The 15,682-nt window shown below is 35.0% G+C and carries 11 protein-coding genes and 1 pseudogene; 6 read left to right on the forward strand and 6 right to left on the reverse strand.

Annotated features, from left to right (window positions below):
• The first annotated feature begins 26 nt into the window (after positions 1–26).
• Both FLV_RS07745 and FLV_RS07750 read left to right on the forward strand, forming a co-directional pair.
• Positions 27–371 (forward strand): hypothetical protein, encoded by a 345-nt coding sequence (locus FLV_RS07745; protein WP_243232578.1) that lies wholly within the window; start codon positions 27–29, stop codon positions 369–371.
• A gap of 153 nt (positions 372–524) precedes the next feature.
• Positions 525–2,303: an AMP-dependent synthetase/ligase gene (locus FLV_RS07750; protein WP_243232580.1), complete on the forward strand. Its 1,779-nt coding sequence runs from the start codon at positions 525–527 to the stop codon at positions 2,301–2,303.
• Between the two features lie 111 nt (positions 2,304–2,414).
• On the opposite strand, the gene FLV_RS07755 is transcribed toward FLV_RS07750, so the two are convergent.
• The 6 genes and pseudogenes from FLV_RS07755 to FLV_RS07780 form a co-directional block, all read right to left on the reverse strand.
• Complete coding sequence (locus FLV_RS07755) at positions 2,415–3,890, reverse strand: tyrosinase family protein (protein WP_243232582.1); 1,476 nt, start codon at positions 3,888–3,890, stop codon at positions 2,415–2,417.
• 41 nt (positions 3,891–3,931) lie between these two features.
• Positions 3,932–4,360, reverse strand: coding sequence for a hypothetical protein (locus tag FLV_RS07760; protein ID WP_243232583.1), 429 nt, complete (start codon positions 4,358–4,360; stop codon positions 3,932–3,934).
• A gap of 10 nt (positions 4,361–4,370) precedes the next feature.
• Complete coding sequence (locus FLV_RS07765) at positions 4,371–5,345, reverse strand: multicopper oxidase domain-containing protein (protein ID WP_243232585.1); 975 nt, start codon at positions 5,343–5,345, stop codon at positions 4,371–4,373.
• A 242-nt stretch (positions 5,346–5,587) separates the two neighbouring features.
• A pseudogene (locus FLV_RS07770) lies at positions 5,588–6,211 on the reverse strand (hypothetical protein).
• A 446-nt stretch (positions 6,212–6,657) separates the two neighbouring features.
• On the reverse strand, positions 6,658–8,079 hold the full coding sequence (locus FLV_RS07775) for an RtcB family protein (protein ID WP_243232586.1): 1,422 nt from the start codon (positions 8,077–8,079) through the stop codon (positions 6,658–6,660).
• 799 nt (positions 8,080–8,878) lie between these two features.
• The gene (locus FLV_RS07780; protein ID WP_243232596.1) at positions 8,879–10,396 is read right to left on the reverse strand and encodes a TROVE domain-containing protein; all 1,518 of its coding nucleotides are present in this window, start codon (positions 10,394–10,396) and stop codon (positions 8,879–8,881) included.
• 122 nt (positions 10,397–10,518) lie between these two features.
• Here FLV_RS07780 and FLV_RS07785 point away from each other — a divergent pair, with 122 nt between their 5' ends.
• The 4 genes from FLV_RS07785 (at position 10,519) to FLV_RS07800 (ending at position 15,665) form a co-directional block, all read left to right on the forward strand.
• On the forward strand, positions 10,519–11,133 hold the full coding sequence (locus tag FLV_RS07785) for a hypothetical protein (RefSeq protein WP_243232597.1): 615 nt from the start codon (positions 10,519–10,521) through the stop codon (positions 11,131–11,133).
• 264 nt (positions 11,134–11,397) lie between these two features.
• Complete coding sequence (locus FLV_RS07790) at positions 11,398–12,426, forward strand: helix-turn-helix transcriptional regulator (protein ID WP_243232598.1); 1,029 nt, start codon at positions 11,398–11,400, stop codon at positions 12,424–12,426.
• 229 nt (positions 12,427–12,655) lie between these two features.
• Positions 12,656–13,141 (forward strand): MarR family winged helix-turn-helix transcriptional regulator, encoded by a 486-nt coding sequence (locus FLV_RS07795; RefSeq protein ID WP_243232599.1) that lies wholly within the window; start codon positions 12,656–12,658, stop codon positions 13,139–13,141.
• Positions 13,142–13,274: 133 nt separating this feature from the next.
• Positions 13,275–15,665 carry a 3-hydroxyacyl-CoA dehydrogenase/enoyl-CoA hydratase family protein gene (locus tag FLV_RS07800; RefSeq protein WP_243232600.1) on the forward strand — a complete coding sequence of 797 codons (2,391 nt, stop codon included), beginning with the start codon at positions 13,275–13,277 and terminating at the stop codon, positions 15,663–15,665.
• The last annotated feature ends 17 nt before the right edge of the window (positions 15,666–15,682 follow it).

A 15,682-nucleotide genomic window follows, 5' to 3' on the forward strand; every position in this document is an offset into this window, starting at 1 on the left:
TCATCTATAAATTCCATCCACATTATATGACTACCGAAATAGGTCATACTGTAGCTGGTACATACTTGATTGAAGGAAAAAAACAACCCATTATTGAGATTAATGCTGATGGTACGGGTATTTTTCAATTACCTAATTTATCTAAAAAGAAAATGACCTGGGGAATAGAATGTTCAGATGAGGGTATTCCTGTCTTCAAAGAAGGATATGACAGTTCTTCCTATACCTTTTGGTACAAAATAACTGGAACAGGTGAATGGCTTTATACGCAATTTTTAATACTTCCAAACAAGAAAAAAATGTACCTTATGGGAGATCGTGTAAAAAGTTATGACGATTTAAGCGATGTAAATAAACCAGCCGCTAACTAATATTTGTCACTTTTACACGAAAATGACTGCTGAAATGAAAACGTTTCGTAAAATTTATGAACCTACTCAAAAATTTCACTTTTTTATTTCATAAAAATAAAAATCATACCTTATTTTTATTTAATTTGCAGTAAACTTCAATATATCATATAAATGGTTACAATCACACGCCTTTTTGATTTTCCTTATTACCAACAAGAAACCTACAATCTTCCTGTTGCACTGGCCACCAAAAAAAATGGAGTTTGGGAAAAAACATCCAGTACTGACTATATTGCCAAAGCAAATGCTGTTTCAAGGGCATTATTGCGTCTGGGCGTTCAAAAAGATGATAAAATTGCTTTAATAACTTCAAGTAACCGCACGGAGTGGAACATCATGGACATTGGTATTCTACAGACAGGAGCGCAAAACGTTCCAATATATCCAACGATTGCCGAAGAAGATTACGAATATATTTTAAACCATAGCGGGAGTATTTATTGTTTTGTTTCTGATGAAGAAGTACTTCAGAAAGTAAATGCCATAAAAGCAAATGTTCCCACATTAAAAGAAGTTTATTCTTTTAATGATATAACTGGCTGTAAACACTGGACAGATTTACTTTATTTGGGAGAAGACCAAAGCAATCAAACAGAAGTAGAAGCCAGAAAAGAAAGCATTAAAGAAGATGATTTAGCCACTATTATTTATACTTCAGGAACTACCGGAAGACCAAAAGGTGTTATGCTTTCTCATAAAAACATTGTATCAAATGTTTTGGACAGTGCCCCAAGAATTCCGTTTGATGCAGGAAAAAGTACCGCTTTAAGCTTCCTGCCTATCTGTCATATTTTTGAAAGAATGATTTTATACATCTATCAATATTATGGTGTTTCAGTTTATTTTGGAGAATCTATTGAAAAAATAAGTGATAACTTAAAAGAAGTTCGTCCAACTGTAATTACAGCTGTACCAAGACTTTTAGAGAAAGTTTACGATAAAATTTATGCAAAGGGATCTGAATTAACCGGCATCAAGAAAAAACTGTTTTTCTGGGCTATTGATTTAGGTTTAAAATATGAACCATACGGAGCCAATGGTTTCTGGTATGAGTTTCAGTTAAAAATTGCCCGCAAATTGATTTTCAGCAAATGGAAAGAAGGTTTGGGAGGAAATCTGGATTTGATGGTTTCCGGAAGTGCCGCTTTACAGCCACGTTTATCAAGAGTTTTTGCCGCCGCCGAAATTCCGGTTATGGAAGGTTACGGTTTATCTGAAACTTCACCCGTGATTGCTGTAAACGACCAAAGAAACAAAGGTTTTAAAATTGGAACTGTTGGAAAAGTGATCCGCAATGTTGAAGTAAAAATTGCTGCCGATGGTGAAATTCTTTGCAAAGGCCCCAATGTGATGTTAGGCTATTATAAAGATCCTGAAAAAACAGCCGAAGCTTTACAAAACGGTTATTTTCACACGGGAGATATTGGCGAAATTGACAGTGAAGGTTTCCTTAAAATTACTGATCGTAAAAAAGAAATGTTTAAAACTTCGGGCGGAAAATACATTGCACCTCAGCTTATTGAAAACGCCATGAAACAATCTCGTTTTATTGAGCAGATTATGGTGATTGGTGAAGGCGAAAAAATGCCGGCCGCTTTTATTCAGCCTAATTTTGAATTTGTAAAAGAATGGGCAAAAATCCACAAAATCACCCTTGGAAGTACAAATGCCGAAATCGCTTCAAACCCGGATGTAATCAAACGTATTGATGAAGAAATTGAAGGTATTAATGAAAAATTTGGTCACTGGGAAAAAATCAAACGTTTTGAGTTAACCCCGGATGTTTGGTCTATAGATGGAGGACAATTGACGCCAACCCTAAAATTAAAACGTAAAATCATTAAAGAAATCTACAAAGATCTTTACGCTAAAATATATGGTCAAAATTAAATAAATCAAAATAATACAAACCAACGAAAAACGGCTGCCTTTTGAGAGCAGCCGTTTTATTTTTTATTCTATAGAACTCTTAAAATTATATTTTGCTTTTTAATTACCGACTTAGTTAATCTTCGCTACACTTATTTTTTCAAGTGTAACTTTTGCATCTCCAGTCCCGGTCTTTTTTATGATAATTTCAAAATCACTGGCTGAATTTAATAAATCATCAGAAATGTAATAGGCAAAATTAAGTTTAACCCCATTTTCGCTTATGTCATGATTCTCTTCCATTCCGTGATCGTGTGCTACGCCAAAGAAAGTCATTACCCCAACATATTGATCTTTTTTCCCTGGATAACGCAGATAAACAGTATAATAATCTTTTGGTTCTTTGTAAACCACAACATCAAGGTTTAGCACTATTTTAGAATTGGCTTCGGCTTTAAAAACCTTATTTGTATTCTTTGCTGGCTGACTCGTCACTTTGTGAGCAAAAGCAGTACTGTTTAGTGTTTTTCCTATTTTTTGTTCCCAGATGATTTTTTCATTTGAGTCCTGAAAAGCAATTACTTTTTTAGGTTTTGCTGTTTTAGCCGCCAAAACCGGAGCTTTAGATTCATAAAGCAAATTATCATATTTATAATCTAAATTAAAAACGATATCATACACTTCATCCATTGTATAACTTACGTGACCGCCACCTGGAGTTATAAATTCATACGGCCACGAATTGGCTTTCAGATCTTCACGTGTCGGGCGCTGACCGTAACCTGAGACATCCCAGGATTCCCAAATACGGTCAATCATACTGTGGTGCAGCCAGAAAACCGGATCAAATCCTGCTGAAGGAACATTTGCCATCAATCCTGAAAAATTGTCCTTCTGATAAATTTCATTGTAAAAAGTTTCTGCCGGATCAGCATACTCTGCACCAATAAGATCATGCATATAACCATGAGGTGCTTTTTCTAAACTTTTACTAAATCCTGCCGATCCTGAAAACGAAGGGTTTGTTTTTAACTCATTAAGAGCTAACTGAATGGATTCTACCTGATCTGCAAGAATTGGTTTTCCATTATTAAGAATACTGTATCGGGATTGTATATAAAGCGCTCCGGATTTGTCCCTTATTTTTTCAGGCATAATGTTGTCAGCTGTTTCCGTGCTTCCATAATTCCAATATGGCAGTGCAAAATCTTTCTTTCCGGATAAGTCGCGTACAATTTGTTCTAAATACCAAATGTACATTCTGTGCCATAAAAGAAAATTCAAATCTGAACTTGCTGATTCTTTTTTATGTGTGCAATCGCCCCACGCCCATTGCTTGTCCCTGGCGGTCTGATAATCGGCACAAAGTTTATTTTTGCCCTCAATTTCATTCGGAATATTATGTATTGCACCCTGATAATACCACGAAAGCCCTTTCTCACAACCCAATTCACGCATTTTTTTAAAAGCCACATTCATAGCCTCTAAATTTGCTTTTCCTTCGGGTGTATTGGCATTGTATCGAATGTATTTTATATTATCTCTATTCTGACCATAACTTAGGCTTGTTATCAGAATAATAAGGAGTGCTGTAATTTTCTTTTTCATTTTACTTATTTTTTTGGTTACTGTTAATTTGTTTATTTAGGTTAAAGAACTTCTACTTCAAAGGTTAAAACTTTGGCATATTCCGGATTGGCTTTGTCATAGATTTTAAATTTTACTGTGCCGCTTCCCGTTTTGTTAGCAGGAATTACATGAATGGCAATAAATCCCTGCTGATCGGCATTGAGTTTATTAAAGACCGATCCTTTCGGAATTCCAATCTGGCAGGCTCCGTGCTGACACATCGAACAATCCCATTCTTTTGGAAATGAATTGTATATCGTTTCCCAAACCAGGTAGATTGGTCCATCCGAAATATTCTCGACTTTGATTTTAGATATATCCAGTTTTTTGTTTTTCAATACACTTTCCTTGTTTACAGCACTGCCTACCACAGCAAATGTTGGTTTACTTTGTCCTGAGACGAAAGAAAAACACAAAAGAAGAAAGTTATAAAAGAATATTTTTTTCATGCTTGTAGATTTAAATAGTATTAAAAACAGGGATTGTGGCTTTATAACACCGCTTTTTTGAAACCGGATTTATAAACTGATAAATGATTTGTTCTTTTTCATCTGTATTTTCTAAAGAAGTGAGTAATTCGAGACATTCACCGGGTTGAAGCTGCACTTTATATCCTTTAGAAAATTCTTTTAGAGCCTTGTTATTTCCTGAAATGAGCTGAAGCCTAATTTTAGCCGGAAACTGTATTTCATGCAGATACAATCCGGCATTTGCCAAACGAAGCAATACCGTTTCTTTTTTGTGTGCCGCCGATTGCAAACCTTTGATTTTTGCAATTGTTTTGCCATTTATCAAAAAATAATTGGGCTTATAATCGGGCAGTATTATGGGTTTATTCGATTCGTCATATTCTGTTCCCATCATGTCATCCGTATGCCATTTGGTGTCTATTTCGTTACTGCACCAAAGTATTTCTGTTAAAGGTTTTACTGATAAGGAGTCCGTTTCTTTGGGTCGAATTACGATCACTCCAAACATGCCTGCCTGAAGATTAAAAGGATAATTCTCGGGACTGTAATAAAGATATGTTCCGGCTTTATTAGACTGAAAAGAATAAAACCCATGTTCCATATGATGAACCGGTTCTTTTTGTTTCATGATTTCGTTTTTTTTGTCCCGCTGCAAAAAATCGATTTCCTTACAATATAAAGAGACCGGATTTCCCTGAGAGATATTCCAAAAATCAATATTGAGAGAGTCTCCTTCTTTTGTACTAATATAAGAACCCGGTAACGTAACCTGTTCGGAAAGAGCATCTGTAAAACCAAAAGTCCTGATTTCCAGATTGCTCTTAAGTACCAGCTTTCCCGTTGTTCTTCCGATAATTAATCTTTCGTTTTGGGAAAACAACAAGGTGCTAAAGAGTAAAAAAGAACTGACACACATAATTTTATTGCAGTTTTTCATTTCTAAATCCAGATTATTGTTGAACATCAGTTTTTGATATCACAAGTCAAATTTAGAGCTAAAAAAATTAAAACACAGCGTACAAACACCTGTTTTTGCAGTATAAATCTTAAAATATCTGATATTATTCCGGTTTTGGCCCTGAAGTAAAATGAGGATCTACTGAAACTGAATTTTGCAGTAACAAAAAAAATCGCCCTGAAACCGGAGCGATTTGTTATGTTTTTCAGCAATAGGATTTTGACTAATTTTGATTGGATTTTGGATAGTCATGTATAAAATTGTTCCGTAATGTAGAAAACGGTGTCGATAAAAAATAAACCTCTCCGAAAAGTCAAAACATTTTCGTCGTGTAAATCTTCAAGGATAATCCCTAATTCAGGATTAAAATAATCATTATTTCTAGTGTTCGTAAAGCCGTTTGAAGTCAAAAAATGTTTTACATTTTCTAATTCTGTATCACAATCAGATTCAACAAATTTCTGTTCAACTACTGCAAAAAGTATGTCAGCTTGTTCATAAAAACCAATTAATTGATATGCAGTATCGGGGAAAAAATAATTATTAAGCAATAAATTATTTAAATAATCTTCCCAACTCTAATAATAAATACTATCATTTAACTTAACAACTTTAAGCTTATTTTGAAGATAAACTTTTTGTTCAGCGCCGGAAGAAATAAAAGCGTTGGTATTTATCGAAGTAATCCAAAAGCTATTTCGATTACAGAATTGTTTTATTAACGCTGTTTCTTCTCTTTTGATTTGCTTGCCTGACTCAAACGTTCCGCTTGGGCTCTTGCTTTTTCTAAGGTAGTTGGAGATTGTTTGGATAGTATCTCCATGCCTAACCTGGCCCTTTCCTGAAATGATATTTTGTAGTTCATGTTTCATGCACTAATAATGCAAATATAAAGATTTAAATTATTACTTCTGCCAATTGGTTTATTACCCTCAAATGACTTCGAAAAGCATTACTTTTAGATTTTAGAAATAAACAAAAAATCACGACTATCGACTCGTTATTTTTGATTTTGTTTTCAGATTAAGGAACTGAGTTTTTGTTTCACGCAGATTTAAAAAAGATTTAAGCAGATGCTCGCAGATTATTTAAAAAAAAATCTAAACAAATCTGTTAAAATCTGCCGAATCTGCGTGAAATATTTTATGCCTTTGTGGTAAAAAAATCTCGCAAAGTCGCGGAGTCGCAAAGTCTTTTTGCGTAAAGTTTGTCATTTCTGTAAATGAGGAACCCTTGTGTTAGACGCACTGCAGTGCATCTCTACGCTGAAAAAACTTAGAACCTCAGCATCTTAGAATCTCAGTATCTTTCAAAAAAACTAATCCTCCCTACTTCCATCATCTGCCATTCTAACCAGTTTAGGCGTAAATTTGGCAACAACGTCAACCAAATCCTGTTGCGCTTCCATAACCTGATTGATATCTTTATACGCCATTGGAGCTTCGTCCAGACCTGCTCCGATAAGCGTAACGCCATTATCTTTTAGGATGGACTGCATTTCAGTTTTCGTGATATTTTTTATAGCCTGAGTTCTGCTCATTTGTCTTCCGGCTCCGTGTGAAGCCGAATTAATAGCGTTCTCCTCGCCTTTACCTCTCACCAAAAATCCCGGTGCGGTCATACTTCCCGGAATGATTCCCATCACGCCTTTACCGGCAGGAGTTGCTCCTTTTCTATGTACGATCACTTCTTCTCCGTTCCAGATTTCTTTCCAGGCAAAATTATGGTGGTTTTCGACTTTGGCTAAAATCGTCGCACCCAAAGCGCGTTCCATTTTGTTATGAATAATTTCGTGACAGGCCGAAGCGTAATCACCCGCCAGATTCATCGCCATCCAGTATTCCTGACCTAATTGTGAATTCATATCCAAATAAGCCAAATTTCTCGCCACTTCCGGAAGTTTACATTCGTCTTTGGCAATTTTAGTATAATGTCCGGCAATTGTTGCGCCCATTCCGCGTGAACCGGAGTGTGTTAACAAAGCCACGTATTTTCCTTTTGGAATATTCAAAACCGAATCATTCTTAGCAAATTCCATAATTCCAAATTCCACAAAGTGATTTCCACCACCTGAAGATCCTAATTGTGACCAGGCTTTATCTTTCAGGTTCTTCACAAACGGATTCCTATTAAATGCATCATTCTCTAAAACTGCATGATCCGATTTGTACTGACCGTGAAATCCGTGACCTGCTCCAAACTTAGAATTCGCAATTAATTCTCTTTTAAATTTGGCTTCGTTTTCAAAGTAAAAAGCTGCAGGAATATCATAAACCGACAATGCCATTCTACACCCAATATCAACTCCAACACCATACGGAATAATAGCATTTTTTGTGGCTAAAACTCCGCCAATCGGCAATCCATAACCTTGATGGGCGTCTGGCATCAAAGCACCTGCAACGGTAACGGGTAATTTCATGGCCACTTCCATTTGTTTTCTGGCTCCGTCTTCGATATGATCCAATCCGTAAGCGGAATACGCATTTGGATTTTCATTTAAAGCAATGAAATCTTCCGGTTTTTCATTCGATTTTTCGATTAAAGCAACGGCTAGTTTGCTGAAGATTTTATCGTCTATATAGTTTTCCGGTGATTCCAAAATATTTTTATAATTGGTGATCATTTCTTCTCTTGTAAATCCGTTTCTTTTGTTGTTTATTTTTAATGCTATTCCGATTATTTTTCCTTCTGGAAATCCTAATGCTAATATATCTGTACCGTTTATTTGTGTTTTCATTTTTTTTGTTTTTTTAAGAGATATGGTGAAAAAGGTCCACAGTGGCAAAGTTTTTTTCTTGCTGAGGCGCTGAGTTTTTTATTAAAGCTGTAAACGTACTATTTGTCATTTCGACGTAAGGAGAAATCTCCACAAGTAGCTCCGCAATCAAAAGCCATACTTTGTCGAATCCCGCTTGTGATTTCTCCTTACGTCGAAATGACAAAACTATATGTTAACCTTAACAATGAACTTTTGTTCTATCTATTCCTATGTTTTAAATTTAATAATTTTAAGAGGTAACATGTAAGAATGGTTTAAATTTCAATTGGACGAAGGAACCATTTCCTGACGACACTCTTTTTTTAGAGCAATAGCTTATAAGTGACTTTTAGGATTCGAACCTAATATTATCATGCCGCGAAGTAACTCTGTGCACACGACATTTTTCAGTTTTAAAAAGAAGTAAAAAGCAATAAGAGAAACGGGGCTTGTCTTGCCAGAGTCGAACTGGATAACCTTGCTGATTTTACAACTTCGCTATTCCTCCCCAAATTTGAGACGAAGTATCTCTTATTTACGACATTCTTTTTATTTTAAAGCAAGGCAACTGGCAATAAGTGACATATCCTGCTCTAACCGCTGAGCTACGATTCTGTAGTAAACAGAATTGGTGGGATTCGAACCCACGACCTGGGCAGTGAAAGTGCGAAGTAACACTTATCTACGACACTTGCTTTTTTTTTATTTTCAATGAACTTATTTCTTTTACAAAGATTCAAATACCACTGCGCAATTATTTCGCGCAGTAGATTCTTTTTTAAAATTCTATTCGGTTAATATAATTCAACGCACTGTTTTTATCTTCCAAAGCATTCAAAACATCGAATACTTTATCAGACCAGCCGGCAATTAAGTACACATCGTTTTTTTCGATGTTAATTGGTGACTGACCGTAACCGGCCAAATCAAATAAATACAATTTTGCGTTTGGCGCGATCTTTTTATATCGGTTCCATGAATTAACAAAACTATCTTTGGTAAAAGCATTGTTCCACATCTGAACATCGGTAAACAACATTATTTTATCTGCTATTTCTTTTCGGCTGATTAAATCTTCCAAAACCAAATAACCATTTGTGGAGTAACCTACCTCACCTTCGCGTTTGTAATATTCGTTAACGTTGGCCAATATGCTTCGTTTTGGCATGTTGATTATTTTCCAACGGTCACCAAACATACCACTTACAACATTCTGGCAACGACTTTGCATTAACATACCCAACATCAAACCAATATCATAAAGCAATACTTTACTTTTGGATGAAATTGGCTGCTGCATCGAACCCGAAACATCGCAGGCAATTACAACCGATATATTGACATCAAAACCTTTTATGTTTTGTGAACTCGCCATTACGGCATCTTCTAAAGCATCCAAAACCATTGAAGTGTATTTCAACTTCAGTTCTTTCAACTCACGGTAAGCCGCTAAAAAACGGAATGGCAATTGTTTTGAATTCAAAACTGCTTTTTCATTGGAAAGATATTCACATACTTTCATTACATGAAAACCTGAGACCTTCGCTTCTAAGATATTTCGTAAGTTACGCAACAATGCCATGTAACCTATTTTGTTACTATCAATCAGTTCTTCCCATTTCTGAGTGAATGCTTTTTGTTTTTCAAACTCGTTCAAAAACTTCATCTGACCTAATTGCGACAATTCAGTTTCCCAAGTATATGGTGTTTGCAAAGTATCGTTTACTAATTTATCAAAAATTGCCTGCTGTGCTTCATCTTTTGCTTTTGGATGTACCAAAAACAAAGCATCTTTTAATTTTACAGCACCATCACGATTGTATTTTGCCAATTGATATTCATCAAATTTATTAAAAGAATTTGCCAAACCTTTTTGTATTTGTTTTGATAAACGATTTAATTTTTTAGCATCTTTTCGGTCATTTGCCATTTGGTAATACGCCAATAATTCTGTGATTTCATCTGCACGCTGAATTACGTGAGTTATCATTTTACTGATTAAAAAATCACCTGAATGTATTTTTGCCAATTCAACAATCAAAACCAATGGTATAGAACGCATGTACATTTCGTTGCGGGCATAAACCGCTAACTTCGCTACAAATACAGGATCGCATTTTTTAATCAGGTTTTTTATTCTTTCCAAACGATCTGTTTCTTTTTCGTAGAATGAAGCACTTAAACCTGTAGTTACAACTGCTGCATACAACTCATATTCTGATGTTAATGAAAAAGCCGGTGCATTTTCATAATTAACTATATTTTTTTTCTCCTTGTTTAAAAAATTGAATTTCATAATTTCTTATTTTTAAAATTAGACAATGATTATTGTTTTATTTCCTGAGCAAAGATTTCAGAACTACTACGCAATTATTTTGCGCAGTAAAAAAGAAATTTTAAATTTGAGTAAAAAACAACATGAATTTAGAGAAAATCTATTCTGATTTACTTTTTAATATTGGCATTTCAGCAAATGAAATTCAGCAAAACTGGTTGGATTTAGAAAAGGCATATTCCAAAAAATCAAGGCATTACCATAATCTCTCACATTTAAAAGAAATGATTGAGAGTTTTGAAATGTATCGTGATAAACTTGAAAACCCAAGCGAAATATTATTTTCTATTTTTTATCATGATTTTGTTTATTCAGCTTCAAAAAAAAATAACGAACTCAAAAGTGCTGAATATGCTTTGGCTATTTTACCTGAAAATGCGAAGCTTGATAAACAATTGGTTTTTGATGCGATTTGTGCAACACAGCTTCACGCACACAATACAACTGCAGACATCAACTGGTTAATTGATTTTGATTTAAAAATCCTGTCAAAAGAGTGGGAAGATTACAAAATTTATTTTGAACAAATACGAAAAGAATACCACATTTATCCTGATTTTCTCTACAAACCCGGGAGAGCTAAAGCGTTGAAACATTTTCTCGAAAATGAGTTTATTTTTCAAACAGCAGAATTCAGAGGTTTATATGAAGAAAAAGCGAGGAAAAATATTGAAAAGGAGATTTTACTGCTAACTTGAATTGATAAATTTATAATCTCTCAAGATACTGAAAGGCATTTTTTCTCACAGATCTGGCAGATTTAGCAGATTTTAAATGTCTTTATCTGTAGATTAAATAGTCGATGAGTTATATAAAAAAGCAAGAACCAATTATTGAAAAGGAAATTTCTTTATTAACGTAAACGCGTGAGGGATGGGAACGGCATCCTTTTGTGGCGGGGTTCGCCACAAAAGATATAGTGGACAGCCCGACCCGGAGGGACACGCCCAAAAAACGAAAATATGTCACAAAACAAAAACGCCTTAATTCGGTACAAGACGATCGATAAATGCCTGCAGAATAAATACAGACAATGGACATTGGAAGATTTGATCGAATGCTGTTCTCAGGCTTTAGAAGAATATGAAGGCCGTCAAATCCCAATCAGTAAACGAACGGTTCAGATGGATATTCAATTGATGCGAAGTGAAAAGCTGGGTTACAATGCTCCAATTGTTGTTTACGATAAAAAGTATTATAAATATGAAGACGAAGATTTTTCGATAACCGATATTCCACTGACAGAAACCGATATGAATGTATTGACTGAAACGGTTTCGATGCTGAAACAGTTTAAAGACTTCTCACTTTTTAATGATGTTTCGGATATTTTACAACGGCTTGAAGATAAAATCTATGCCGAAAAGTCGCACACAAAACCTGTTATTTATCTGGATAAAAACGAGAAACTAAAAGGCCTTCATTATTTAGACGAAATATATCAGGCAATTATCAAAAAAATGGTTCTGATTATTACCTATAAATCTTTTAAATCGCGAGACGAAACCAAATTTCATTTTCATCCTTTTATTTTGAAGGAATTCAACAATCGTTGGTTTTTAATTGGGAAGAAGAAAAAATCACAGCCTATTACCAATTTGGCTCTGGACAGAATCATTTCGATTGATTATGATTTTAATCTTCCGTATTTAGAAGAAGATTTTGATGCCGAATCGTATTATAAAAATGTAATTGGTGTGACAGTAAATTCGGGTTTACAAGCGCGAAGAATCGAACTTTGGATCGATGCTGAAAATGCTCCTTATATCTTGACAAAGCCTTTACATCATACACAAAGGCTGATTCAGGAAAATGACGACAAGAGTATTATTATTCACTTGTTAATTGCCCCTAATTATGAAATGGAACGTCTTTTATTGGGATTTGGCTCTGGAATTGAGATTCTGCGCCCTGAAAGTTTACGAAAGCGAATGAAGGAAATACTCCAAAAAGCACTGGCGAAATATGATGAACAAAATTTAACACCTTAAAGCAGGATTTTATTTACAGAGTGATAATTCATCGCTTCATTTTATTAAAATACTATTTTTTGCTGTAACAAATTCTTTAAAACATAAAAAAAGAATGGTATATTTCAATTAAAAAGAATCCATAAAACACACTAATTCAAAGAGATTTTCTATTTAACCTAAAATTTATGAAAAAATAATATGCATGCATAGTATTTTTTCATTATATTTGAAATCGATATAGTTATTTATGAAAGATAAAACGATAGATTATATTTTAAGAGCTACATGGCAAGCCGTTTCAAGAATGTATAATGAAGAAGCAGCCAAATACGATGCGACTATGGCAACCGGATTTGCTTTGCTAAGCATTGACAAAGAAGAAGGAACCCCATCGACAGCTTTAGGACCAAGAATGGGCATGGAAGCCACGAGTCTAACCAGAACATTAAAATCGATGGAAGACAAAGGTTTGATTGTTCGAAAGAAAAATCCAAGTGACGGAAGAGGCGTTTTGATCTACCTGACCGAATTTGGAAAAGAAAAAAGAGAGTTATCTAAAAATACAGTTCTGAAATTTAATGAAACGGTTAGAAAACATGTTTCAGACGAAAAACTTCAGCATTTTATTGAGGTTTCTGAAATCATCAACGAATTGATTCAGGACAAAAACATATTTAATCACACGAGCACCAGCGAACTGGCGAATAAAACAGAAAATATCGAAGAAGAATAACCTTAATTATTTAGGAAATTCAAATTCCAATAAAAAATAAAATATCAAATATGAAATCGCCCACATTAAATGTTTTCCCAAATAACAAAAAGGCGATAACATATTTGACCAATAGAAAAAAAAAATAACAAATATGAAACGCACAATTAAAAAAGTTGCTGTAATTGGATCCGGAATTATGGGTTCAGGAATAGCTTGTCATTTTGCCAACATTGGTGTTGAAGTTTTACTGCTTGACATCGTGCCGCGCGAGTTGACAGAAGCTGAAGCTAAAAAAGGATTAACGCTTGATAGCAAAGCCGTTCGAAACCGTTTGGTAAATGACCATTTGGCGAACTCATTAAAATCGAAACCCTCTCCTATTTACAGTCAAAAATTCGCAAGCCGAATTACGACGGGAAATACGACAGATGACATGGCAAAAATTGCCAATGTTGACTGGATTATTGAGGTTGTTGTTGAGCGTTTAGACATCAAAAAATTAGTTTTTGAACAAATCGAGAAATTCCGTAAACCGGGAACTTTGGTTACTTCAAACACTTCCGGTATTCCGATTCATTTTATGAGCGAAGGAAGAAGCAAAGATTTTCAACAGCACTTCTGCGGAACACACTTTTTTAACCCTGCGCGTTACTTAAAATTATTTGAAATTATTCCTGGTCCAAAAACTTCAACTGAAGTATTGGATTTCTTAAACGAATACGGATCTAAATTCTTAGGAAAAACTTCGGTTGTTGCTAAAGATACTCCGGCGTTTATTGGAAACAGAATTGGTATTTACGGAATCCAAAGTTTATTCCATTTAGTGAAAGAAATGGGATTAACGATTGAAGAAGTTGATAAATTGACTGGTCCGGTAATTGGTCGCCCAAAATCGGCTACTTTCCGTACTGTTGACGTTGTTGGTTTAGATACTTTGGTACATGTTGCCAACGGTATTTACGAAAACTGTCCTAATGACGAACAACATGAATTGTTTAAACTTCCTGATTTCATCAACAAAATGATGGAAAATAATTGGTTAGGAAGCAAAACAGGTCAAGGTTTTTATAAAAAAGTAGATAAAGACATTCTTTCTTTAGATTTAGATACATTAGAATACCGTGCGGCGAAAAAAGCAAATTTTGCTACGCTTGAACTAACAAAAACTATTGATAAACCTATCAACCGTTTTAAAGTTTTAGTAAAAGGAACAGACAAAGCGGGAGAATTCTACCGTAAGAGTTTTGCCGGAATGTTTGCTTATGTGTCAAACAGAATTCCTGAAATCTCAGACGAATTATACAAAATTGACGATGCCATGAAAGCTGGTTTTGGATGGGAAAATGGTCCATTCGAAATCTGGGATGCAATTGGTGTTGCCAAAGGAATTGAAATCATGAAAGCTGAAGGTTTAGCGCCTGCTGCATGGGTTACTGAAATGCTGGCTTCTGGAAGCGACAGTTTCTACTCTGTAAAAGAAGGAGCAACTTATTTCTATAATATTCCAACAAAATCACAAGTAAAAGTTCCTGGACAAGATTCATTTATTATTCTGAACAACATTCGCGAAAGCAAAAAAGTTTGGAGCAACAGTGGAGCAATCATTCAGGATTTAGGAGATGGAATTTTAAACTTAGAATTCCAATCTAAAATGAATACAATTGGTGGTGACGTTTTACAAGCTATCAATAAAGCAATCGACTTATCTGAAAAAGAATATCAAGGTTTGGTTATTGGTAACCAGGCAGCGAATTTCTCTGTTGGAGCTAATATCGGAATGATTTTCATGATGGCAGTTGAGCAGGAATATGACGAATTGAATATGGCGATTAAATTGTTCCAAGATACAATGATGCGCGTTCGTTATTCTTCTATTCCAGTTGTGGTTGCACCTCACGGAATGACTTTTGGCGGTGGATGCGAAATGAGCTTACATGCTGATAAAGTAGTTGCTGCTGCTGAAACTTATATGGGATTAGTTGAATTTGGTGTTGGTGTACTTCCTGGTGGTGGTGGATCTAAAGAAATGGCTTTAAGAGCTTCCGATTTATTCCGCAAAAATGATGTGGAATTGAACGTTCTTCAAGAGTATTTCTTAACAATCGCAATGGCAAAAGTATCAACTTCTGGTTATGAAGCTTTTGATACCGGACTTTTGCAGCATGGAAAAGATGTTATTGTAGTAAACAAAGATCGTCAGATTGCTGAAGCTAAAAAACATGCGTTGTTAATGGCAGAAGCTGGTTACACACAGCCTATCAGAAGAACGGATGTGAAAGTATTAGGAAAGCAAGCTTTAGGTATGTTCTTAGTTGGAACAGATCAAATGGAAGCCGGAAAATACATTTCTGAGCACGATAAAAAAATCGCTAACAAACTGGCTTACGTAATGGCCGGTGGTGATTTATCTGAAGCGACTTTAGTATCTGAACAATATTTACTAGATATCGAACGTGAAGCTTTTTTGAGTTTATGTACTGAGAGAAAGAGTTTGGAAAGGATTCAGTATATGTTAACTAAAGGGAAACCGCTTCGTAATTAGAGAATAGAATGAAGGAG

Source organism: Flavobacterium pectinovorum, assembly GCF_022802975.1.
Taxonomy (GTDB): domain Bacteria; phylum Bacteroidota; class Bacteroidia; order Flavobacteriales; family Flavobacteriaceae; genus Flavobacterium; species Flavobacterium pectinovorum_B.